General features: G+C 38.6%; 21 protein-coding genes and 2 pseudogenes. 4 read left to right on the forward strand and 19 right to left on the reverse strand.

Annotated features, from left to right (window positions below):
- The first annotated feature begins 201 nt into the window (after window positions 1-201).
- A complete protein-coding gene (locus M3221_RS06285) occupies window positions 202-471 on the forward strand; it encodes a hypothetical protein (protein WP_251270641.1) in 270 nt (89 codons plus the stop codon).
- A 142-nt stretch (window positions 472-613) separates the two neighbouring features.
- Window positions 614-847 (forward strand): annotated as a pseudogene (locus M3221_RS06290) (DoxX family membrane protein); the annotation flags it as partial.
- A gap of 324 nt (window positions 848-1,171) precedes the next feature.
- Here the strand turns inward: M3221_RS06290 and M3221_RS06295 are convergent.
- Genes M3221_RS06295 through ttdA form a run of 3 tightly spaced genes read right to left on the reverse strand, consistent with a single transcriptional unit; the run spans window position 1,172 to window position 3,509 of the window.
- Window positions 1,172-1,969 (reverse strand): fumarylacetoacetate hydrolase family protein, encoded by a 798-nt coding sequence (locus M3221_RS06295; protein ID WP_251270642.1) that lies wholly within the window; start codon window positions 1,967-1,969, stop codon window positions 1,172-1,174.
- Between the two features lie 20 nt (window positions 1,970-1,989).
- Window positions 1,990-2,601 carry a L(+)-tartrate dehydratase subunit beta gene (gene ttdB / locus M3221_RS06300; RefSeq protein WP_251270643.1) on the reverse strand — a complete coding sequence of 204 codons (612 nt, stop codon included), beginning with the start codon at window positions 2,599-2,601 and terminating at the stop codon, window positions 1,990-1,992.
- Complete coding sequence (gene ttdA, locus M3221_RS06305) at window positions 2,598-3,509, reverse strand: L(+)-tartrate dehydratase subunit alpha (RefSeq protein WP_251270644.1); 912 nt, start codon at window positions 3,507-3,509, stop codon at window positions 2,598-2,600. Before ttdA ends, ttdB begins: the two co-directional genes overlap by 4 nt.
- A gap of 975 nt (window positions 3,510-4,484) precedes the next feature.
- Between ttdA and M3221_RS06310 the strand changes: the two genes are divergently transcribed.
- Both M3221_RS06310 and M3221_RS06315 read left to right on the forward strand, forming a co-directional pair.
- Window positions 4,485-5,870, forward strand: coding sequence for a citrate:proton symporter (locus M3221_RS06310; protein ID WP_396120261.1), 1,386 nt, complete (start codon window positions 4,485-4,487; stop codon window positions 5,868-5,870).
- A gap of 464 nt (window positions 5,871-6,334) precedes the next feature.
- Window positions 6,335-6,628 carry a hypothetical protein gene (locus M3221_RS06315; RefSeq protein ID WP_251270646.1) on the forward strand — a complete coding sequence of 98 codons (294 nt, stop codon included), beginning with the start codon at window positions 6,335-6,337 and terminating at the stop codon, window positions 6,626-6,628.
- A 330-nt stretch (window positions 6,629-6,958) separates the two neighbouring features.
- On the opposite strand, the gene M3221_RS06320 is transcribed toward M3221_RS06315, so the two are convergent.
- The 16 genes and pseudogenes from M3221_RS06320 to M3221_RS06395 all read right to left on the reverse strand — a co-directional run bounded on the left by M3221_RS06320 (window position 6,959) and on the right by M3221_RS06395 (window position 22,984).
- A complete protein-coding gene (locus tag M3221_RS06320; protein WP_251270647.1) occupies window positions 6,959-7,348 on the reverse strand; it encodes a PTS glucitol/sorbitol transporter subunit IIA in 390 nt (129 codons plus the stop codon).
- 15 nt (window positions 7,349-7,363) lie between these two features.
- Window positions 7,364-7,549: pseudogene (locus tag M3221_RS06325) on the reverse strand (PTS glucitol/sorbitol transporter subunit IIB); the annotation flags it as partial.
- A 204-nt stretch (window positions 7,550-7,753) separates the two neighbouring features.
- Window positions 7,754-9,013 carry a DNA methyltransferase gene (locus M3221_RS06330; protein ID WP_251270648.1) on the reverse strand — a complete coding sequence of 420 codons (1,260 nt, stop codon included), beginning with the start codon at window positions 9,011-9,013 and terminating at the stop codon, window positions 7,754-7,756.
- Window positions 9,014-9,275: 262 nt separating this feature from the next.
- Entirely contained in the window at window positions 9,276-10,565 is a 1,290-nt protein-coding gene (locus tag M3221_RS06335) for an NAD(P)H-dependent oxidoreductase (RefSeq protein ID WP_251270649.1), read from the reverse strand.
- A gap of 2 nt (window positions 10,566-10,567) precedes the next feature.
- Complete coding sequence (locus tag M3221_RS06340) at window positions 10,568-10,966, reverse strand: PTS glucitol/sorbitol transporter subunit IIA (protein WP_251270650.1); 399 nt, start codon at window positions 10,964-10,966, stop codon at window positions 10,568-10,570.
- A 15-nt stretch (window positions 10,967-10,981) separates the two neighbouring features.
- The gene (srlE, locus tag M3221_RS06345; protein ID WP_251270651.1) at window positions 10,982-12,019 is read right to left on the reverse strand and encodes a PTS glucitol/sorbitol transporter subunit IIB; all 1,038 of its coding nucleotides are present in this window, start codon (window positions 12,017-12,019) and stop codon (window positions 10,982-10,984) included.
- A gap of 21 nt (window positions 12,020-12,040) precedes the next feature.
- Complete coding sequence (srlA, locus tag M3221_RS06350) at window positions 12,041-12,574, reverse strand: PTS glucitol/sorbitol transporter subunit IIC (RefSeq protein ID WP_251270652.1); 534 nt, start codon at window positions 12,572-12,574, stop codon at window positions 12,041-12,043.
- A 647-nt stretch (window positions 12,575-13,221) separates the two neighbouring features.
- Window positions 13,222-14,166: a sugar-binding transcriptional regulator gene (locus M3221_RS06355; RefSeq protein ID WP_251271107.1), complete on the reverse strand. Its 945-nt coding sequence runs from the start codon at window positions 14,164-14,166 to the stop codon at window positions 13,222-13,224.
- 170 nt (window positions 14,167-14,336) lie between these two features.
- On the reverse strand, window positions 14,337-14,705 hold the full coding sequence (locus M3221_RS06360; protein ID WP_251270653.1) for a PTS glucitol/sorbitol transporter subunit IIA: 369 nt from the start codon (window positions 14,703-14,705) through the stop codon (window positions 14,337-14,339).
- Between the two features lie 93 nt (window positions 14,706-14,798).
- Window positions 14,799-15,842 (reverse strand): zinc-binding dehydrogenase, encoded by a 1,044-nt coding sequence (locus tag M3221_RS06365; protein WP_251270656.1) that lies wholly within the window; start codon window positions 15,840-15,842, stop codon window positions 14,799-14,801.
- An 18-nt stretch (window positions 15,843-15,860) separates the two neighbouring features.
- On the reverse strand, window positions 15,861-17,579 hold the full coding sequence (locus tag M3221_RS06370) for a glycerol-3-phosphate dehydrogenase/oxidase (RefSeq protein ID WP_251270659.1): 1,719 nt from the start codon (window positions 17,577-17,579) through the stop codon (window positions 15,861-15,863).
- Window positions 17,580-17,613: 34 nt separating this feature from the next.
- Window positions 17,614-18,609 carry an ABC transporter permease gene (locus M3221_RS06375; RefSeq protein WP_251270663.1) on the reverse strand — a complete coding sequence of 332 codons (996 nt, stop codon included), beginning with the start codon at window positions 18,607-18,609 and terminating at the stop codon, window positions 17,614-17,616.
- A gap of 15 nt (window positions 18,610-18,624) precedes the next feature.
- Window positions 18,625-20,118 (reverse strand): sugar ABC transporter ATP-binding protein, encoded by a 1,494-nt coding sequence (locus M3221_RS06380; RefSeq protein ID WP_251270666.1) that lies wholly within the window; start codon window positions 20,116-20,118, stop codon window positions 18,625-18,627.
- 77 nt (window positions 20,119-20,195) lie between these two features.
- Window positions 20,196-21,239, reverse strand: a complete 1,044-nt coding sequence (locus M3221_RS06385; RefSeq protein WP_251270667.1) for a substrate-binding domain-containing protein — start codon at window positions 21,237-21,239, stop codon at window positions 20,196-20,198.
- Window positions 21,240-21,400: 161 nt separating this feature from the next.
- The gene (locus M3221_RS06390; RefSeq protein ID WP_251270671.1) at window positions 21,401-22,444 is read right to left on the reverse strand and encodes a PTS glucitol/sorbitol transporter subunit IIB; all 1,044 of its coding nucleotides are present in this window, start codon (window positions 22,442-22,444) and stop codon (window positions 21,401-21,403) included.
- A 15-nt stretch (window positions 22,445-22,459) separates the two neighbouring features.
- Window positions 22,460-22,984 carry a PTS glucitol/sorbitol transporter subunit IIC gene (locus M3221_RS06395; RefSeq protein WP_251270673.1) on the reverse strand — a complete coding sequence of 175 codons (525 nt, stop codon included), beginning with the start codon at window positions 22,982-22,984 and terminating at the stop codon, window positions 22,460-22,462.
- Window positions 22,985-23,080: the final 96 nt, after the last annotated feature.

Raw genomic sequence — 23,080 nt, forward strand, 5'->3', positions numbered from 1 at the left:
TTTGTTTTTTAAACTCGGGCGTGAATGTGCGGCGTTCTCGCTTTGTCATAATTGGAGCTCCTCATCTATTTTAGGTCAAGTGTACGTGACCTTAATTTTTCTGTCCAGATAAGTGTAGCCGCTCCAGCATTCAATTTGAGAGTTTCCTATACTCAAAAAGTAAAGAAGATCATAACTAAATTGTTAGGAGGAGAGATCGCTGTGAAGTTGTCATTCAACAACCATACAAAAGAAATTGGTTTTACCAATGATGCTCTTGAAGTTGCCACTAACAAATTATTTGTACTAGCAGCACAAAAAACTATTCCAATGTGGAAAGTATATGATGTAGAACATATTGAAAATATTGAAAACAGTTATAAGCGTTATGATATAGCGCTTTATAATACAGAAGATATGTCTGGTGATCCTGTATTTAAAACGGCAATAGAAGTTTATGAAAATACAATTGAAATAGACTTGGGAGAGTAATAATTAAAAATAATCGCTTTTTTACTACAAGCAGTAAAACTGTAATGAGATCATAACTAATAGAAGAAACTCTATACTTACACCGCGCCTCAGTTGGGCATAATAATAAATATATAATAACAACAGAAGGGAGACGTTTCTATTGGCAGACTTAAGCTTATTGCTTATTCGGCTTATGATTGGATCTGTCTTTATCTTTTATGGAACACAGAAATTATTTGGATGGTTTGGGGGCTATGGAATAAAAGGAACTGGGGGGTGGTTTGAATCGACCGGAATCCTTTTCATTCTTGGCTTCTTCTTACCGCTTGGTGCAGCACTTATTACGATCATTATCATTGGCTCTATCGTAAAGGCACATGGCCAAAAAAGCTTTTAGAATACAGAAGGAGGTTATAATTATAATTTTACGGATATCCCTATATCCAGCGAGCATTCGCTCTTCCTCTTAAACGAAAGGAAGAACTTGATCCATTTATATCAGCGAGAAAGATATTCAAGTTGGTATGCAATTAATTAATAATATGACCTTATCGTTATTAACAAACAAGGCTGTAGTTGATTTCTGGGAAATCAACTACAGCCTTGTTTTGTTAGACAGTCGTGCTTAATATTAATAAATCAGTTATGAGATGATATTTATTATCATAAACCAACCAATTGTTGAATAACATCCGATTAGTTTTCGGTACATTATTTTCTATTTTACATAGTTACAAAGCTTGCCGATTTGCTCTACTTCAACAACTACAACATCTCCCGGCTTCATTGGGCAACTGCCAGAAGGTGAACCAGTAGCCAAAACATCACCCGGCTCTAGTGTCATAACTTGTGAAATCCAACTGATAAGGAAAGGAATTGAAAGTGACATTTGATTAGTATTACCCTCTTGTACTACCTTGCCATTTAATGTTGTAATGATTCGTAAATTAGTTGGATCTATACCTCTTACAATATACGGACCCAACGGGCCAAAGGTATCAAAACCTTTTCCACGCGTAAATTGGGGATCGGTTTTTGTAAGATCTCTTGCAGTTACATCATTAAATATCGTACAGCCAAAAACATAATCCAATGCCTCTTCTTCTTTTATATTTTTACCGCGCTTTCCAATAACGAGGGCCACTTCCCCTTCCATTTCCACCTGTTTGGTTAAGTCACTCGAGGGAAGAATAATTTCCCCTTGATCTGGAAGGATGGAAGAGGCAGGTTTTAAAAACAAAAATGGTTCTTTAAGATTGGCTGTCCCGCCAGTTTCTTTCGCGTGTTCAACATATGTCCAGCCAAAATTAACGACTTTTGAGGGTACTACCGGCTCCAAAATCTTCAAATCACTGTATTTAACTTTTGACCCATCATACTTTAATTCATTGTTTACAATTTCATTGAAATTACTAGATAGTTGTAAAATGTCTCCATCTTCAACAATGCCGTAATGTACTTTTCCGTTATGCTGCTGGTAGCGAACTATCGTTTGTGTTTTTTGTAGTACCTGCATGGCCACACCAACTCCATAACTTATTTGATGAATCTTACCTGCTGACTGATTAACTCATATTGTTCTTCCTTCTTTTTATTGAACTCCACCTTATTTTCTTCGAAGACGTTATTTCCTTCTGTATCAATGGAAACAATAAGAGGACCGAACTCCTTCACTTCACATACCCAAAGAGATTCAGGCATTCCAAGATCTTTCCAGTGTACTTCTTTGATTTGTTCAACACTTGTTGCAGCATAAACAGCATTTCCTGCTGGAAAGACGAGATGCAAGGCTTTATGAGTTTTGCATCCTTCTTCGGTGTTCTTCCCCATTCCACCTTTTCCAACAATGAGTTTCACACCTGTTTCTTCGATAAATTCCTTTTCAAACTTTTCCATTCTCATACTGGTTGTCGGACCGATAGAAACAATCTCATACTCTTCATTGCCGAGGTCTCTAACAATGGGACCCGCGTGGAAAATAGCTTTACCCTTAAGGTCTACAGGCAATGGGATTTTTTCTTCAATAAGCCTTCTGTGGGCAACATCCCTGCAAGTAACCAGTGTACCAGTTAGGTAGATAATATCCCCAATTCGTATATCCTTAAGATCTTCATCTTTTATAGGTGTTGTTAATACCTTCTTGCTCATAGTGTTACCCCCTCGTGAGTATTAATTTCATAATTCAAATTACTGTCAAATGTAATTTTTCCTCGTCTATGGGACCAGCATCCTGTGTTAACGGCAACTCCAATAGTAGAAGGATGTCTAGCTGTATTGACAACATTTACACCCATAACAGATTTAGATCCCTTAAGTCCCTGAGGTCCAAGGCCAATAGCGTTAATTCCATCTTCAAGAAGCTGTTCCATCTTAGCAGCATTTTCATTTTCATTACGACTTCCTACAGGTCTCATAAGAGCTTTTTTAGAGTTCATAGCGGCTGTTTCTACAGAGGTACCAACGCCTACACCCACAAGAAGTGGAGGACAGGCGTTAATTCCATAACTAGTCATCCGATCGAGTACAAACTTTACCACACCTTCATAACCTTCACCCGGCATTAGAACGGTTGCGACTCCAGGAAGGGTACAGCCCCCACCTGCCATATAAGTATAGATTTCCACTTTATCACTGTTTTCTTCAATCTCCCAGAAGATACTTGGTGAACCGTCACCGACATTCTTTCCTGTATTGTATTCATCAAATGTTTCTACAGAATTATGCCGCAATGGTGTTTCTTGAGTTGACTTATACACACTATTCTTGAGAATACTATCTAACTGCCCAATCAGAGGGAAATTCTCTCCGCACTTAACAAAAAACTGGAGAACACCTGTATCCTGGCATGAAGGTCTCTTTAATTCATAAGCAAGTTTCTGATTCTCAAACATTGTTTTGTAAATGATCTTAGCAAGGCGGTTATCTTCCTCTTCACTTAATTCTCTTAATTTATTTTCTACATCATCAGGAAGTTTGTAGCTGACAAGCGAAATAAATTTCGACATCAAATCAGTCATCTTTTCTTTTTGCTGTACCTTATCCATAGTAACGCTCATAATAACTCTCCTTTTTTGTCTTTAATTTTTTTGTGTAGAAAGGGAAGAAAATTGCCAACTGCCCAAAGCTCCAATAGCAGAATCTGCTATTAACGCCCCGGTTCCAGCTATATGGATTGCCTTAGCTAACGTGAGTGAACCTACAAATAACAGAATCGTGTTTTAGTTTTTCTAATCTTCTAGCATCCATCATGCATCCATTTTCTAAGTAATACTCACAATTTTAAAATCAGAAAACGTTTTCAGAAGAAAATTTACTGCCTGATGCTTGAGCTAACTGAGCCAGTACATGTACCATACTTTTACATTCCTTCATCAGGGATAACAACTAGAATGCAAAACACGTTTTTCACTTATCGATAGACCTCCTATCACTATCCACATCTCTTTCATGTGAATCAGCTTAATATGAATATCTTATGAGCTAATTATTAAATAATGAATACATTAAAGTCAATAACTTTAATTCACTTTAATAAAAATTAATTTTTGAATAACCTATTCACCTGCCTATAACTATTGTTTTAACTATGTTTAACATGTAGAACCTATAATTTTTATAATTATTACATTTTAAAAAATGAAATATTCTAAAAACTATGTTGACGTTAGCGTATACATTAATATACAATTCGATCAGTGAAATTCTATTGGTTTATTTCCTTGGACCATTTGATTTAGAAATAAAGGGGTGATATTATTGGATGCGCTTCCAAAAGATTAAGTTTTCATTTATGGTCATTCTTAAGCTGGATAACCTGAATATTAGAGAAAAGGCCTTATCAGGCAAAACAGGGGTGCAGGTGAAAAGAAATCATTTAAGCAGCACTGCACTGCCCGTTTATTCTCCTGTATGACACGATTTTTTCGTATGATCATAAGGGATGGACATTTTTGTATGCGCTGTCATTTCTTTTTTGCAGACTATTGTTTCTATATAAAGCAGCAGCTTAAGGCAGATCATTTAGTTTTATCATTTTTCAGGAGGTGGTTTGTATGTTAACAGTCTTAGCATTATTAATGATCACTGTGTTCATTGTACTTCTCTCAAAAAATAAATTAACTGTATTCGGGGCACTAACCATTGTTCCATTTGCTTTTGGGGCCATTGCTACCTTTGCAACGGGCGCTTCCTTTTGGGATCTCTTTGAATGGATTAAAGAAGGTATTTTATTTAGTGTAGATGAAGAAACAGGAGAAGTTTCTACCGGGGTTATTTCACCCGCTATTGTGATCTTATTTGCGGTGCTGTATTTCGGTGTCATGCTTAATGTCGGTTTGTTTGACCCTTTATGCGAGTTCTTTATTAAAAAAGCAAAAGGGGACCCATTGAAAGTGACAATGGCAACCGTTTTAACGGCGACAGTCGTCACGATGAATGGTGATACGACTACCACGATTATTATTTGTGTTGCTGCTTTCCTTCACCTTTATAAACAAATGAATATTAAGCTGGTTTATTTAGCTGTCATTATTGTAACCCCTATTGGCATTTTTAATCAGCTGCCATGGGGAGGCCCAACCATTGCTGCAGCCACAGCCATGGACGTAAGTATCAGTGAATTGTTTGCAGACTTATTGCCAGGAATGCTGGTTGCTGAAGTATTCGCCATTTTTATGGCTTATTTTATCGGTATAAAAGAAAGAAAACGCTTAAACTTTGATCCAAAGACTGCTAAAGACATTTCTCCAGAGCAAATGGAAAGCATGTTAAACGCTATCCGCCTGAAAGACCCTGAATTAAAGCGGCCTAAACTATATGCGTTTAATTTGATTTTAACGCTCGTTATTTTAGTGATGCTTGTGATGGATGTTGCACATGGCGGTGTTTTATTTGGTATAGGTGCCGCTATGGCCCTTACGGTAAACTATAAATCTGCAAAGCTTATTAATGAACGGCTTGATGACTTGGCGGCAGATTCTTTAGCACCCGCTTTGGCCACATTGGCCGCCGGGGTTTTCTCTGGCGTTTTAACAGGCAGCGGGATGTCCACTGCTTTGGCAGCATCTATTACCGCTATCATCCCAGAATCATTAGGCTCAAATATGGCACCGATCTACGCGTTAATTGCAGCACCTGCCATTACATTTTTACCGCAGGATGCTTTCTACTTTGGGATTGCGGGCGTTATGGCAGATGTTATGGGGCAGTACGGAATTTCCGCCGGTGAAGCAGCCGTAGCTTCCATGGTGGGGCAGGCATTCCGTCTCATTTCACCCGTTATTCCAGCTTTATATATGTTAGTTGCTTCTACAGAGACAAACTTTATAAACTTTCAAAAAACATATATATTGTATGCCTGGCCAATTGTATTTATATACCTGGGCGTTTATGTATTAACCGGGGCATTGCCGGTGTAGAAAAAAGTCCTGTTTAGCATTTTTTGTACTTTGCCTATTGGATAAAACTGATATCATTAAGTAAATGAAAGGGATCTATATACATCGGTTAACACCTGACTACTCCGTTGAAATGGGCAAGCGTAGCACAAAGCCTGTTTATACGGTGCTTAATCTGCCAGCAACTTATTCTCTAACCTATCAAGCGATGGATCTGCTTTGTCAGCAGGTTCCATTGGTCAATTACTAACAAAAGAGTACCTGTGCAAAAGTATACTTTAGCCTAGGTACTCTTTTGAATATGTATACTTTTGCAAATATACACCTATTGGAATTAGCTTGTTTTCCTGAACCTAATATAACAGGAAGCACTCCCACTGTTTAGGATAGAAGCAATGTATTTCTCCTTTCAAAAATTAAAGATGAAAAAAATTCCTTTGTGCAAGAGAAAGATTTAAAAGAATAACGAGTAGAAGAACGATACTTTGAGCCACATGGAAGGAATCTACCCACACAGGTTAACACCGGACTATTCTATTGAAATGGGCAAGCGCAGCACAAAGCCTGGGTATGCGGTGCTTAATCTGCCGGCCGTCTATTCCCTCACCTATCAAGTAATGGATTTGCTTTATCAGCATGTAGAGATAGATAATGTTGAAATGATCGGAGACCGTCTGGTGCTTCATATGAAAAATACAATCCTTCGCCGAGTTTCAGAAGAATTGGGTGCCAGCTTGCACAAGGCTGCATTCAGTACAGTCGAGAGCATAAAGCAGTGAGTACTGAATCGGAAGAAAAGGAAGTAATATGCAGGAAGTCGCCAGGGATATAATTGAGGAAGTTTAGAACCATGACAAAAACTGCTCTTTAAATACATAGTTATCGTTCATTTTATAGAAATATTTTGAATTTAACACATAGTGCATTTATTTATAATTTCTTTTTTTGAAATCCATTAAATTAACGGTTAGTTTAAAACTCAAAAAATATAAAAATAGCCGCGGTAAATAAACCGCGACTGCAGGCTGTTGACAAAGTCGACAGCTATTAGAAAATAAAATAACCGTTAAGCTAGAATAGTTAGCTTAACGGCCTGGTTGATGGTTAAATTATTTTTTACTGATCGATAATTTTGTGGATACGTTGATGTTAGGCATCGCTTTTTCCTCTACACACATTGTTCCCGGCAGGTCCGCATGATTCGCTCCATTAAATGCGAGTGTGCAGTGGCCAAGCTCGCTCACTGTCTCATTTACTTTTCCGCCGACAAACGTGATTTCATAAGACTGGTCGTCAAATGAAAGAATGTCACCGGCTTCAATAGTGCCTTCTAATGAAACCACCGTATGGCTCACGGCGATGTCCCGCAAATCCTTTGGCGCGCTTTCATTAAAAAGAATGAGCATTTTTTCTTCTTCAAACATCTCTACATCTGCACCAAGCTCTGTAACTGTTGACTGATAGATTGTTTTCAGTTGTAAACTCTCTTGAATACTCATAATTCTACCTCCTATTTATTCATACATACCGAAGCTTTCAAAATAAGCAATCACAACGGCAAGCGGTCCTGTGATTAAGCGTGACATTAAAACAGCCGGCACCCCAACTTCTATCGTTTCCGGTTTTGCTTCCCCAAGTGTTAAGCCAACTGGCACAAAGTCTGCGCCTGCCTGCGGGTTAATCGCAAACAAGGCCAGAAGCCTTCATTTCTTTTTCTCTCTATATCCAAAAAGCTTTCCGTTTTTCCTCCTTGTTTCATAACGTTCCGTAGATTTTGATTTAATACATTTTCTTTTGCATCTTCAATAATAATTCCTCTTAATTATAATTGTAACGGTATAATTAATCAATAAACGCACAAAAAAATTATATACTAACAAAAGTATAATTTCGTTTTATTTTATTCATCTTTTCTCTACTTTTTCAGGCTTTCTAAGCAAAACAATGTCCTCATTCTGGAGCCTGCTAGCCGTTATAGGAATTGACCTCCTGTAACTCGGAATATTTCTTTTAAGAATACCAATAGGCTCAAAACCAAGCTTTTCTCCAACTTCCAACAACATCTTACCCGTTTTATATTCTTTTTTCTTATAAATACCGTTTCCAACTACTAGAGCAGCATAACGTCCTGGCATGAGTGCCTGGTACATGTTTTTTAACACTATCCCCATTTCACTCACATAGCTTTCAAATCCTATTTTTTCACTTTGATATCGAAGATGAGAACCAATTTCAATATTTCTGAGATCTTGTGGATTGCTTCCCAGCCAGAATATTCTGAAACGGTGATAAAGGTGGTAGTCATACGCATTAGGATAAGGAGGTGAAGTAACAATGAGTTCGACCGATGACGGTTCTATTAACCAACTACCCCAGTCCATTGCATTTGCATAGCGAAATTCCGCCTTTGAACCTTCTAATAAATAATTAAATTTCAAAATTTTATCTAATATATTTTTTAATGATGTGTAATATCTTTTCAAGGTACAGCCAGGTTTAATTTTTTTTGCTTTGCTGACATAGCGTGTTTCTGACTCTTGATTGCTTACCCGCATGACTACCTTCATGAAAGCAGTTAAAGCTAAATTTTTAGCATTTTCCCCGAGAAGAATTTCAATTAAGTGTCTGAGTAATGCCAATTCACCGATGACAATTGAGGAAAACCATTTTTGAATATTGGGTATATTCGGAACATAGTGCTTATAATATTCTAACAAAGTATGACTATGAAGGTTTTTTTGATCAATTTGCTTTATATTGAATTGAATAGCCGTGTTTAGATTTTTTAGACTATACAATTCTTCATCAGAAAGAGCGGTTGTCTTTGCTTTTCCAATCACTTTTGAAATGGGATTTGCATCTAAAGATATAGCGGTGCGGCCTAATCTAATAGCTTCTAATGCAGTAGTGCCACTTCCTCCAAATGGATCTAAAATAACCTCCCCTTCTTGGGAAAGCTGACCAATTAATAATGAAGGCAACTGAGGTATAAACTTAGCGGGATAAGGATGAAAATCATGTGTGAAATATGATGTTTTTATATCTGCAAAATCCCAATCAAGCTGCTGCAGCTTTCTAAATAATAGTTTTGAGTCTAAAAAAGCATCCTTATATTTTACTTCCTCTTTACTTTGAAGTTCTTTTTGTTTTGTTTTAATATTCATAACCATTCCTCCTGCATACATTAAATAATTAAACATCGAAATTCGAAGTTATTAAGTAGGGGGAAATTTTTTATGGAATTTAATTAGAAATTTTATTCCTTTCTACTGCATCTCATTATTTCTCTTGGATAAAGAAAGATTTTATTTTTGTGAAATGATATTCAAACTATAAAACTTTTATTATTCTCGGATTAGAAGCTCCATATAAAAGTGCAAAAGAAAAAGCGGCAATAGTTTTAAACCGCTTTTTCTAAAGTATTTATTACAAGCTAGTTGATTGAAGTGATCTTAATTTCCAAATAACAGATTCTTTTTCTTGTTCGATATCGTTGTAAGTTAATATTTCACCTTTTTTGACTGCACGTTTTACAACCACATTTGAATCCACAAGACCAATCGGGAAAGCATTTGCTGATTTTGCTTCTTGGTAGTCATAAAGAGTTCCATACACGGTAAATCCACCAATACCATCTAATCGGTCACCCGGCTGCAGATCTTTCTTTGCAGTAGCCACTGTTTCTGCCTGCAGGCCATGCCAAGGCGCGATCGTAGCTGACTGGTTCAAGTATGCCCGCGCAACGGAAAGCGGCGTTTCTAAGCTTGTTAAGTGGTAAGGACGGAACAAGATATAGTTTGGTCCTGGTCCCATTTTTAAGTATTGCATTTCGTGGTTTACTTCTTCTTTTTCAGAAGAAATGATGGCAAAAACACCTGGCGCTACACCATTTACATAGTCTACGATTTTTTTGTTTTTCAAAATACCGCCTTCTTCCTGCAGACGGAAGATATCCGGCAGTTCTTTTACCGTTCCTTCTGGGCCATGCATGCCTGGTTTATCTGGTAAAAACCCTGTCGCATTGGCGACCGCGTTCATTTCAACCATGGTTTTTGTCCCATCCTGGAACGAAGCGAGCATTTTCGGGCTTGAGCCTTTTTCTTTTGCTTCTGCCGCCGCAGAATCTGGGTTAGCCTCATAGTTTAATGGGTTATTTTTCCCTTTTCCTAGAGCCACAATATCAAAGCCAAGTGCATCGGCAAAGTCATACAGCTCCATAATGCAGCCTGGCTCATCACCAGCAGATCCTGTATATACAACATTGCTTGCTTCTGCCATTTTGTGAAGAATAGGCCCAACTGTAATATCTGCTTCTACATTCAGCATAACAATATGCTTTTTGTTCATAATCGTTTTCCAGGCAATTTCAGCTCCGATGTTTGGAACGCCGGTTGCATCAACAATAACATCAATGCTTGGAAGGGTAATGACCATAGAAGCATCTGTCGTTGCTACAACATTGCCTTCCCTAAGTGCTCTCTCAGCTGTTTCGATTTCATTTGTAGTAACAATATGCTCTGGATGCACACCTGCTGTCATATAAGCATTTTGAATAATTTCGGCTTGTAAATCAGCCGTAGCAGCCACACGCATACCCTTCATATTCTCAATTTGCGAAATCATGCCGCGCCCCATTTGACCGCAGCCGATCAAGCCGACTTTAATTTCTTTTCCCTCTTTTTCAAGTTCAACGAGCTTTCGATTAAGTCCCAACATTTTTAATTCCCCTTTGCTTTTCTAATAGTGATGATTGTTGATGGAGAGATTTGAGGCAGTTCCTTGTCCTCCACACAAAGTGTTCCAGGCAAATCTGCATGATCTGCACCATTGAATGCAATGGTGCAGTGACCGAGATCCCCAACCGTTTCGTTTACTTTATTGCCTACGAACGTCACTTTGTACGCCCGATCGCCAAAGGCAAGAATATCGCCCGCTTCAATGGTTCCTTCAAGCGGTGCAATGCTGTGCACAACCGCGATATCCAGCAAATCTTTTGGTGCACTTTCATTAAATAAAATCACCATTTTTTCTTCCAAAAAAATAGGGACTTCCGCTCCAATGCTTGTTACAGTTGATTGATAAATCGTTTCCATTTGTAAACTCTCTTGAATATTCATGATTCTACCTCCTATTTATTCATACATACCGAAGCTTGCAAAATAAGCAATCACGACGGCAAGCGGCCCTGTAATTAAACGTGACATTAAAACAGCTGGCACCCCGACTTCTACGGTTTCCGGTTTTGCTTCCCCAAGGGTTAAGCCAACGGGCACAAAGTCTGCGCCTACCTGCGGGTTAATCGCAAACAGGGCAGGAAGGGCGAGGTTTGGCGGGATATTTCCCTTGCCGATTTCCACCCCGACCAGTACACCAACGACCTGTGCGATAACGGCACCCGGCCCAAGCAGCGGGGACAGGATCGGCACCGCACAAATTACCGATAGAACGAGAAGCCCGAAGATATTGCCGGCAAGCGGCGACACAAAGTGGGCAATAAGATCACCGATACCGGTATACAGAATAATCCCAATCAATGTGCTGACAAGAGCCATAAACGGAATGATGTTTTTCAGTACCTGTTCAATCGTTTCACGTGCTGCCTGATACAAAACCCCAATCACGCCGCCCATCGAACGGCCGAGCTTTTCAATGATGCTCTGCTTGCGCGGTTCGCCTTTGCTGTCTTTCATCTGCGCGACTTTCTCGCGTGCTTCCGCTTTCAGCTGCTGTGCATTTTTCGGATGAGCCTCTGCTGTGACGGACGGTGCTGCTGTTCCATCTGCTGGCTGAATGTCCTGCTCCCTGACACCGGAGACAAAATTGTCTTCCTTAATAAACTTCATTAATGGCCCGGATGGCGATGTGGGCGTCAGGTTGATCGTCAGCACCCCCATCTTCGGATATACACCACAGCGTGCGGTGCCGCCACAGTCGATCAAAACGCAGGCCATTTCGTCTTTTTCAATCGATGTTTTAAAGCCGTCCACTGCCTGAGCACCCGTTAGATCAGCAATGCGCTGGGCAACCGGGTGAATTCCCCCGCCTGTAACGGATACGACATACTTTTTCTGCTCATCGGGCTGGATGACGAGCGGCCCTCCCCAGCCGCTGCCGCCTTTGGTGATTTTGACAGCTTTGTATTCTGTATTTACTGCTTGAGTTCCTGACATGTACTGCTCCCCCTCTCGTTGTTAGTCTGTTATGGAAATCCCCTGGCGTTTCATCATCGCAATGGTAATACGTTCTGTGATAATCCCACGGATTAAAATGACAATCATCCCCACAATAAAGAGCCGGACCGCAAGTGGTCCTGTTGAAAGACCAAGCGTGGTAATGCCTTGGGCGATCCCCATATACACGAAAAGCTCCGCTGCATTTGCATGTGGGAAAAGCCCTGTAATCGGGTGGAAGAGTGACACTGCTGAATCATAGAATGCCGGCTTCTGGCGTTCTGGCAGGAACTTCCCAAATGTGTAGGCCATCGGGTTTGTCAGGAAGAATATGGCCAAAAGCGGAAAGAGTGTGTAGCGTAAAATGATGTTTTTCGTTGTTTTACGGGCAAAGCGGTCAATCCGCTCCTCGCCAATAATCTTTATCAAAGCGTTTACAGCGAGAATCAAACAAATTAAAGTCGGAATGATACCAGTAAACATATCTATAAAGGTCTCTCCGCCTTTTTCAAACATACCAATAAAATCTTCTGCAAACCTTACTAAAAAATCCATCCTTTAACCTCTCTTTCATTTAATCAAGCTTTTTATGTTTTATTAGAATATGTACGGCTAAAATATAGAAAAATACTAGAAGGTTTGATTTGAGCAATTAATTCAATATTTACTTAGCAAGAAAGACAATCAAAAGCAGCACCTTCGTATAAATCGCTTACATTTTCATCACTATAAAATTGTTTTTTCTTATTCTTCCGCCCCCTTTTTACATTTGTTCAAATATAGTCATTTGTTCACTGGCGTAAAATGAATGAAAAAACACGTATTTTCACTCAAATCAAGAAATAAATTAATGATTATCATCCTTTTTTCTTTTTACATTTGTTCATATGTGTTACTTTTGTAATTATATTAATTGATTAAGGAGCAGATTGCAATAAAAAAGTAAAAAATATCTTAATAGTCGGATAATCTAAAGAACAAAAAACCTCTCTTTAAACGGCTTTAGCCTTTTAAAAAGAGGTTTTCAATTTCCTTTTTATTTGTTTTTGTTCGAAAAAATATAGTATTGAACTCCTCCCATTTACTTAAGGGGTAAAGTAAGGGTATTAAGGATGTTCCCATTAAAAATTATGAATTTACTCTTATCATTAAGATAGAATGTTCTTCTAACGGAGATGATGTAGCATCTTAATGAAAAATAATTATCTTAGTAGTGCCAATGCTGTTTGTTCGTCTACAATTAAAGTGTGGAGATACTTGCCCTTTAAAGCTGCCTCCAGACTTTCCGCTTTATAGGTACCTTCCACTACACAAATCACATGCGGAATCTCCCTTAATTGCTGTAATGATATTCCGATAATTCTTTCATTCAAATTTCCCTCAATTGGTGTTCCATCCTGATCAAAAAAACGCGATCCAATATCACCAACTGCTCCTGCTTTTCTTAACTTTTGTATATCTTCTTCCTTTAAGTAGCCAATTTCTTTTAAAGTTGAGTTTTTATATGGGCTTCCCATCCCAATCAAGGCTACATCTACATTTTTTCCTTCTTCAAGAATAAGAGAGATATCTTCCGTAGCGGCAAGGCGCTCTTTTAATTCCACTGTTTCTAGAATTGCAGGAGCATATAAATATGAACAAGTTCCGTTCATTTTTTTAGCAAGTTCATAAGCAAGCTGATTCGCATGAATTTCTACCTTTTTAATTCCCATGCCCCCAAAAAGCGGAACGATATTTATATTCTCTCTTCTTTCAAAAGGGTATTCCTTTACCACTTGCGCAAGGGTGTGTCCCCAAGATATACCGAACTTTTGAACCGAACGATCCAAAGTCTGTGAAAGATAATGAGCTGCCGCTTGTCCTATTGCTTTTCTTGTCATTTCTGATGTGAGTCCCAGTGTAGGAACAACTACAACTTCTCTTAAGCCAAAACGATTCTCTAGCTGTTTTTCGAGCTCCACCGTGTGTTGACTTTCATCTTTTATGTAAACTTCAACGACTCCTTCATCTTTTGCTCTTTGAAGCAATTTAGAGATGACAGGGCGTGAGATGCCTATTTTTTTTGCAATTTCTTGTTGCGTCCATCCATCTATATAATATAGATTTGCTATTTTAACAAGCTGACGCCGTTCTGCCCAGTTCAACATACCCATCGCCTCATTACTTTTCTTTTTATTATAAAACAATAACAAATAATTGCGAGCGTTTGCCGCATCGATTAAAGCCATTAAATAATTTATCACTTCTGTCTAAACAAAAAAGCATCTGATTTTAACGTCAGATGCTTTCGAAATGTCAAAATAGGGCATACCAAATCTTATTTATTGCGGCTAAATATAATGCTGGTCCCCGGTTTAATTACTGGCGCTGGTTTAACATCGACACAAATGTGTCCGGGAAGATCTGATGAACTGGCTCCGTCAAACTTTAAAGTGGCATGGCCTAAATCTCTAATTGTTTCATTCGCTGTATCCCCTACAAGGTGAATCCTATAACGTTCGTCTCCGATTGTTAACCAATCACCAACTTTGATCCTATCTATTAATTCCGTCTTCTCATGAACAAAGCAAATATCTCTCAGCTCAGGCGGCGCACTATCATTAAAAATGACCATAGTATCTTCTTTCAAGAACTCTTCCGCCATTACCCCAATTTCAATGATTTTCGACTCATATAGTTTTTCCATCTGTTTTATCCTCCCATTATGTTATTCAAGTTCTTACTGCTTGGCGTTTCTTGTTTTAAGAGGGGGATCTAGTAAAAACAAAAGATGTGTTAGTTATATCCATTCTGGCAATACTACGCTTTTTACCCCTGCTTTTTCTTTGCTTGCTATAAAGGCATTTTGCGTTTCATCGAGCTTAAATCGATGCGTAATAAATCTAGAAAGATCAACAAATTTATTATCTATCCATCGTACAGCTTCTCTGTGATCTGATTTAGATGCGCCATGTACACCAGAGATTTTCAATTCTTTGTAAATAATCTGGTTAGTGTCCAGCTCTGTTTTCTTTCCTTTCGGGAGCCCGGCAAAAAATAACACATGCCCTTTTTTCTTCACACAGCTTAATGCTTGATTTTGTGCCTCACCAGATGGGGCAGTAATGATAGAAAAATCAATTCCGTATCCATCTGTTTCTTCTAAAATTCGTTTTACCGGCTCTTCCGTTGTCGGGTCAATACAAACGTCCGCTCCCAAACTTTCCGCAAACTCTCTTCGTGCTTTTGAGCGCTGGACAACAATAATTTTCCCAACACCCATCCTGCGAAGCGCTGCTACAAACATACATCCGATGGCCCCGGCTCCAAAGATTGCAACCGTTTTCCCAGCCCTGATCGATAACTCCCTTAAACCACTCATAACACACGAAAAAGGTTCGGAGAGACTAGCTTCTTCAAAAGAAGTATTCTCACTAAATCGGCATATGGAACCGTTTTCAACCATCGTCCGGTTCAATAAAACGTATTCCGCAAAACCGCCATCATACTGATAACCAATTGTCCATCCCTGTAAACAATGATGCCCTAAGCCTTCCTGGCAATACTTGCACAAGCCACAAGGCATATGAGCGCCCAGAGCCACTCTATCTCCAATGTTAAAGTGATGAACAAGAGCTCCTTTATCAACAATCTCTCCAGCAATTTCATGGCCCATCACTCTGGGCAGGGAAACTCTAGCATCCCCATTTTGATAAATACGAAGGTCAGATCCGCACACCCCAACGGATTTGACTTTTAGAAGTATGCTGTGATCATCCACTTGAGGAATGTCTTTTTCACAAACCTCCAATGTAGATAGAGCAGTAAGAGCTACAGCTTTCATCTTGGCACCTCCATTATTCTAATTAATTTCAATTCCTTCAAATTGCAGGGATTTATCGTACTCCTTGTCAAAGATCGTTTGTTCATTAAAGAGTTGCCCTTCATCCCAACCAAGTTTATTAGAAAACTGATCAATAACAAAACTGATTATTTCTTGAATACTCTCTCTTTTGAACAGCAGATAGCCTGTACGTCGATCAAAAAAATCAGTAAGCCGCATAGCCATTTCCTGATCAATGGCATAGCAGGCTTCTGCTGCAGCTAAAATTTCTTTTATACCATTGTTCTTGTATTCTTCTGATGCGAGAAATTCTTTCACAATATCAATTAACAGCCACGTATTGGTCCCATACCGGTAAACAAACTCGGCAGCAAAAGACGTTGGAATATTTAACAGCTGAAATTCATTTTCGATGTTATCTACTAATGCTTCTACCTCCTCATGTGATTTAAATTTTCCACCTGAGAGCTTTATAGCTTGGGTCATAGAAGAAACTTTTGCAAATTCTCCTTTATTCAACACGTACTCCACTACTCTTTCTGCCATCTTTCTATATCCTGTCAGCTTTCCGCCAGCAATTGTAATAAGTCCCGATTCTGATTCGAAAATTTCATCTTTCCGTGACATTTCAGCTGGCGGTTTTCCTTCTTCATAAATCAGCGGCCGAAGCCCAGCCCAGCAGGAAGTAATATCTTTTTGTTTAAGATTAACATCAGGAAACATCCCGTTTACACAATCTAATAAATAATCCACCTCACTTTGCTCAACATGCACATTATCAAGATCTCCATGGTAGTCTGTCTCGGTTGAACCAATATACGTACAACCATCTCTTGGAACAACAGCAATCATTCGGCCCTCTACATCATAATAGATAGACTCATTAACAGGGAATTTATGAAAAGGTACAACAATATGAATTCCTTTAGTTAAATGAAGCCTTTTTCCTTTGATTTCTCCTTCTATCCTGCGCACAGTATCAACCCATGGTCCACCTGCATTTATAACGTATTTTGCATAAATCTCAAATGTACGTTGGGAAATAAGATCTTTCGCTATAACTCCGATTACCTTCCCCTTATCATTCATAATAAAATCAGTCATTTGCGTATAATTACAAAGGCGAGCTCCGTGCTCAAAAGCGGTCTTCGCAACTTCCAATGTTAACCGGCTGTCATCTGTTCGGTATTCAATATACATACCTCCACCGCTTACCTGTTCCTTACTGAATAAAGGTTCTTGTTGAAACACTTCTTTTTTCGAAAGCATAACATGCCTTTCGTGCTTCTGAACTCCTGCCAGCTTGTCATATGTTGATAATCCCAGTTTTAATGTAACTTTATTGAAGCTCCCATTCTTTACAATAGGAAACAACATTTTAACAGGTATAACCAGATGCCTGGCATTTTTATGCACAATTGCACGCTCATTGCCAACCTCTCTCACAAGCCCCAAGTCACCCGTTTTTAAATACTTAAGCCCTCCGTGTATTAACTTCCCAGACTTGCTGCTTGTTCCTGAGCCAAAATCACTTTTCTCAATTAGCCCAGCGTTAAACCCTCTTGACGCAAAATCCAAAGCAATTCCAGTTCCAGTTATCCCACCTCCTACTATTAGAACATCAAGTTCACGATTAGCCATTTCTTCAAGCATTTCATTTCTTTTTTGAGCGGAAAAGCTTTGTTTATTTTTCAGCACTGCCATCCCTCCAAAATAAATTTCATTACTCTGCTCCATTTTCAGCTGAAGACTCCTAACTTACAGCCCTTTATTATTCTCTTTTGACTCTCGCTCTGAATTGATCTAGCGTAATGGCAAGTAGGACAACTACGCCAACGATTACTCGCTCCCAGTAAGCTGAAATACTTAGCAAAACAATCGCATTTGCTAACACACCCATTAGTGCAGCACCAAAAATGGTTCCAATAATCTTACCTTGCCCACCCATTAAGGAAGTTCCACCAATAATGGCAGCTGTAATAGAAGCCATTAACCATCCTTCACCGATTTGAGGCTGGCCGGCACCTAATCGAAGCATCATTAACACGCCCGCTAATGCTGCAAATGTGCCAGAAAGGGCATAAACCATAATTTTCGTTCTATCAATGCGGATTCCTACAAGTGTTGCAGCTGATTCATTGCCGCCAATCGCGTAAATATGTCTGCCAATAGGAGTAGATGTCAAAACATAAATCAAAACAATGCCCAAACCAATCATAATAATACCTGGCACAGGAGCCGGTCCGACCATTCCTTGTCCCAAGAACAATACTTTTTGAGGAACCCCTGAAAGCGGCCATCCTTGAGTAATGACCATAATGAGTCCAAAGAAAATCTCACCCATAGCTAACGTCACAATAAAAGGATTTAAATTTAATTTTGTTATTAATAGTCCATTGATTGATCCACAAAGCGCTCCAAATAGCAGGCTAAGAACTAAGCAGATGTAAGGGTCGAGCCCCGTATTTAGCATTAACCAAGCACTTATAATTCCAGAAAGCCCCGCTATCGCTCCAACCGATAGATCAATCCCCCTTGTTAAAAGAACTAAAGTCTGTCCCATTGCAATGATAGCTACAAATGAGAATTGTCTCACCAGTACACCCATATTATAAGAATCTGCAAAACTGGGTGCTACGAAGGTCAGCAGCAAACACATGGCAATTAACACTCCAAATATTCCACTCTCAGTGGAGTTGAACATTTTCCCGAATTTTGCAGCAGGTTTTAATGTTGGAATCGCTTTGTTTTCCATCTCCATTTTCATACTGACTCCTCCTTGTTAACTTAATGCACCTTTTAATAGCTCTTCTTGTGTTGTAGTTTCAGCATTGTAAAACCCTTTCGCTTCCCCCTGATGCATAACCATAATTCGATCGGAGAGATTAATCACTTCTTCCAATTCAGATGAAATCATAATGACAGCTAAACCTTCATCCGCAAGCCTATGAATAAGGTCATGAATTTCTGCTTTTGCATTTATGTCTATCCCTCTCGTAGGCTCATCGAGAATTAATACTTTAATATCTTTTGCTAACCAGCGTGCCAAAATGACTTTTTGCTGATTTCCCCCGCTTAACAATCGAATATGTTTTTCTGGAGAAGATGTTTTTACTTTTAGCTCTTTTATATACTTCAAAGCTAAATCCTCTTCCCTTTTTCGGTTTATCCGTGTAAATCGAGTCATCGAAGGCAACAGCGGCATAGAAATGTTTTCTCTTATTGACGTAATAGGAAAGATGCCTGACTTTTTTCTTTCTTCGGGTACATACCCCATCCCCAGATTAATGGCTTTCTTTGGTGATTTTATTTTGACTTTAGACTCATACCAATAAATTTCACCCTGATCCGCTATTGTTTCCCCAAAAATCGCTCTTACTAATTCCGTTCTTCCAGAACCCACGAGTCCTGCTATGCCCAAAATTTCTCCCTCGTGAAGAGTAAAGCTAATATCTTGAAATTCCCCATGCCTCCCTAAATTATTGACTTGAAGGACACTTTTCTTATTCAATTGGTTTTTGCGAATTTTTCTTTGAACTTTAAATTCTCTCCCAACCATTAAATTGATGATTTCATCCGTATTTGTACTCTTCATATCTATTGTGGTAATTAAATTACCGTCTCTCATTACTGAAACTCTGGAAGAATTTTGTTCAATTTCTTCCATATGGTGAGAAATAAAAATAATGGATTTCCCTTCTTCTTTTAATTGAAATAGAATTTTAAACAGCTTTTGCGCTTCTTGAAAAGTAAGAGCAGCTGTCGGCTCATCCAAAATTAAAATATTAGCGCCGAAGGCCAATGCTCTGGCTATCTGCACAAATTGTTGATAAGCACTTCTTAGTGTGCCGACTTCTTCCTTAACATCTAACCGAACACCTATTTTTGCTAAAAACTCTTCGGCTTTTTTTTCTGTGGTTTTCCAGTCAATCCTTGGAAATCCTGTTTTAAGCTGCTCCATTCCAAGAAAAATATTTTCTGCTACCGATAAATTAGGTGCTAAATTTAACTCTTGAGGAACTATACCAATCCCTAAGGATAAGGCGGTCAATGGTGAATCAATGGAGACTTTTTGTCCATTCATGAAAATTTCTCCACTGTCTGGCTGCAGCAATCCCATCATTGTACTAACCATTGTACTTTTCCCTGCTCCATTCTCTCCGACTAAAGCGTGGATCTCACCTGCTCTTAAATCGAAATTTACTTCATTAAGCGCTTTGACTCCTGGAAAACTTTTATTAATATTTTTCATAACTAACACGGATTGATTATTCATTCTCTTTCCTCCCTTCAAAATAAAGGTCTAGGAGACAACCAGCATATTTCTATCCAGGTTGTCTTTAACAAAAGCGTTTATTTTATCAATTTAAAATATTCTGCATATTCTTTTTGTTTTTCTTCGTACTTTCCTAAGTTTTCTTTTGTGACAACATACGATTCGATTTCATCAATTTCTGGAACCGATTCACCGTTTGCCAGTGCAACCATATGCTCTATCGCTTTATAGCCAATATCAGGAACATTTTGAACAACCGTTGCTGTTATTACACCTTCTTTTAAATATTTGATAGTTTCTGGGTCATCGTCCATTCCCATAATCAATACTTCTCCTGCTTTTCCAGCACTTTTCACAGCGCGTGCAGCACCAATTGGATTGGCCGCATTGTTCGCAAAAATTCCTTTTATATTTGGATGAGCCTGTAAAATGTTTTCTGTTAAAGAAGCGGCTTTTACTAAATCATCATTATCTGCTTGTTCTGCTACAATTTTAATATCTGGATATTTAGCCATTACTTTTTTAAAGCCTGCTACACGTTCCTTGTGGCTAGGGGCACCTAGTGAACCAAGAAGAATAGCCACTTCTCCTTTATAATTCATTTGTTTTGCCATTAACTCAGCGAGCTCTTCTCCATCTTTATCATTGTGGTTGTTTCCAATATATAAGGCCCTTTTACTATCCGCTGCATCAGCTTCAAATGTAATAATCTTTGTTCCGTTGTCAACGGCTTGATTGATAATAGGCGTTGTAGATGAAGGATCAAGCGCAGCTACCGCAATAACATCCGGCTGCTTTGAGATAGCAGACTCTACTTTTTGACTGTGAACCACTATATCTGCAGTTGGCGGGGCATCCCATTCGAATTCAATATTAATTCCTTTTTTCTTATAATCTTCTACTGCCCCTAAAGCTCCTGCACGAACTGATTCATACCATGGGTGAATCAATTTTGGTACAAAAACAAACTTATAATTATCTTTAGGACCTTCTTGAGCCTGACCTGATTGTGAACCGGATGAAGATTCACCACTACACGCTGAGAGTAACAATAGAAGGATCACACTTGTCATGATTAATAAGCCAAACTTTTTTAGTCGTTTAAAAGATTTCATTTTCATTTCCTCCCCCTTTTCAATAACAGCGCTTTCATTTTTGAATTATATGGAAATATTGATGTTCTGCTTGTTTATCACCTCCTTAACGCATCGATTTACTTTGAAAAAATGCTGATTCAGCCAAGACTATGTGATACCTAATAAGCTCAAGATTCGAATATTATTTAAAAGCCAGCGAGCTTAGCTCCAAAATAAGCAACAAGCACACATACAATACTGGTAATTAACCGGCTGTATGCAACAGCTTTCAGTCCAGCACGCACGGTCTTTTCTTCACAATCACTCATGGATAACGCTGTTGGCAAAAAATCGCATCCAACTTGGACATTCGTTGCAAAAAGAGCAGGAAACAGCCAGATAAAATCGATGTTTCCTTGTGCTATTTCGTAGCCCAGCAAAACGATAAGAACTTGACCAAGCGTTGCCCCTGCCCCTAAGTAATTCGAGAAGATAGGAATCGAAAAAACAACAGCCATAATCAAAAGGCCCGGCAATGTTCCCATGGAATAGTGCACAATGCCTGACAGAATTTTCTCTAAATTGAAGAAAGAAAAAGACCCGATAAGTACAGAAACACCCAACATCAATGGTAGAACATGTGTTAAAAAAGAATTTACCGCCTCTTTCCCTGCCTGATACAAAAACCCCATACTATAAGATAAAAGGTAAGCTGGAAACGTTAGAAGCTTCGTTAAACTTTTTTCCTTCCGCTCGCTTCCTTCACTTGAGATAGAGGAAAGTTTTTGTTCACTATGAATACTTATAGGTTCGTTTTCTTTTTCATCATGGTCCATTGAAACCGATGCATCAGAAGGTTTAACGTCACCCACAGTTACACCAGAGACAAATACCTTTTCAGTAATATGTTTAGCCAATGATCCTGAAGGTGAAGCTGGCTTAACATTTATAGTCAAAATGTTCTTCATAGGATAAACACCCATTCTGGCTGTTCCTCCACAATCCAGAACTACACATATCATTTCTTCTAACTCCACTTTTTCTTCAAATGCATTTACAACGGGACAATTGAGCAATTCAGCAATTTTTTTAGCAACTGGATGAATACCTCCTCCTGTTAAGGAAGCAACTTTATTTCTTTTTGAGGTACATCTTAGATAAAGGCCTTTGCCCCATCCACCAGATCCTCGTGACACAAATACTTCTGCTGCATTTTGGTCAATGCTTTTAATCATTTCTTCCGCTCCCACAGTGTCCCCTCCCTTTTAACCAGCTGTTTTTTCCATATTTTTAAGGAATCGTTTTGTTAGGAATTCTGTTACTGTTGCTCTGATATATATGACTATCAGTCCTATCAAAAAATAAGCAATTCCGAATTCAAATAATGAAATATCAAGTTTAATAACGGGATAAAGTGCTCCAATTAGGAAAAAAAGTTCTCCTGAGTTGCTGTAAGGAAAGAGTCCGGTAATAGGATGACAAAAGGAAACTGCTGCATCATAAAAAGCTGGCTTATCTTTTTCTTTTAATTGATTGCCTACTTCATAACAACTTGGATTTGTCATAGCAAATAAACTAATGAATGGAAGGAGAATATATCTAACTAAACTTATATGGCCCAATTTAGAAGCTAAATGAAATATCCACTGCTTTTTAACCAATTTTGAAAGGAAAGCATTTATGGTTAAAGCCACCAGTATGAATGGGCCAATGATGATTAAATACGATAAAAAAATATCAATAAACGTATAAACAGGCCCTAAATTATGTTTAACAAGATCCAAATTCATTTTCATCTCCTCCTTATTTTTGTATTTAATTTACGATTTCAATTTTCATTTCTTTAGCAAGCCAATAACCACTCCTCCCATATTCAGTTATATGCC

The sequence above is a fragment of the Domibacillus indicus genome (genome assembly GCF_023715895.1).
GTDB classification, from domain to species: Bacteria; Bacillota; Bacilli; order Bacillales; family Domibacillaceae; genus Domibacillus; species Domibacillus indicus_A.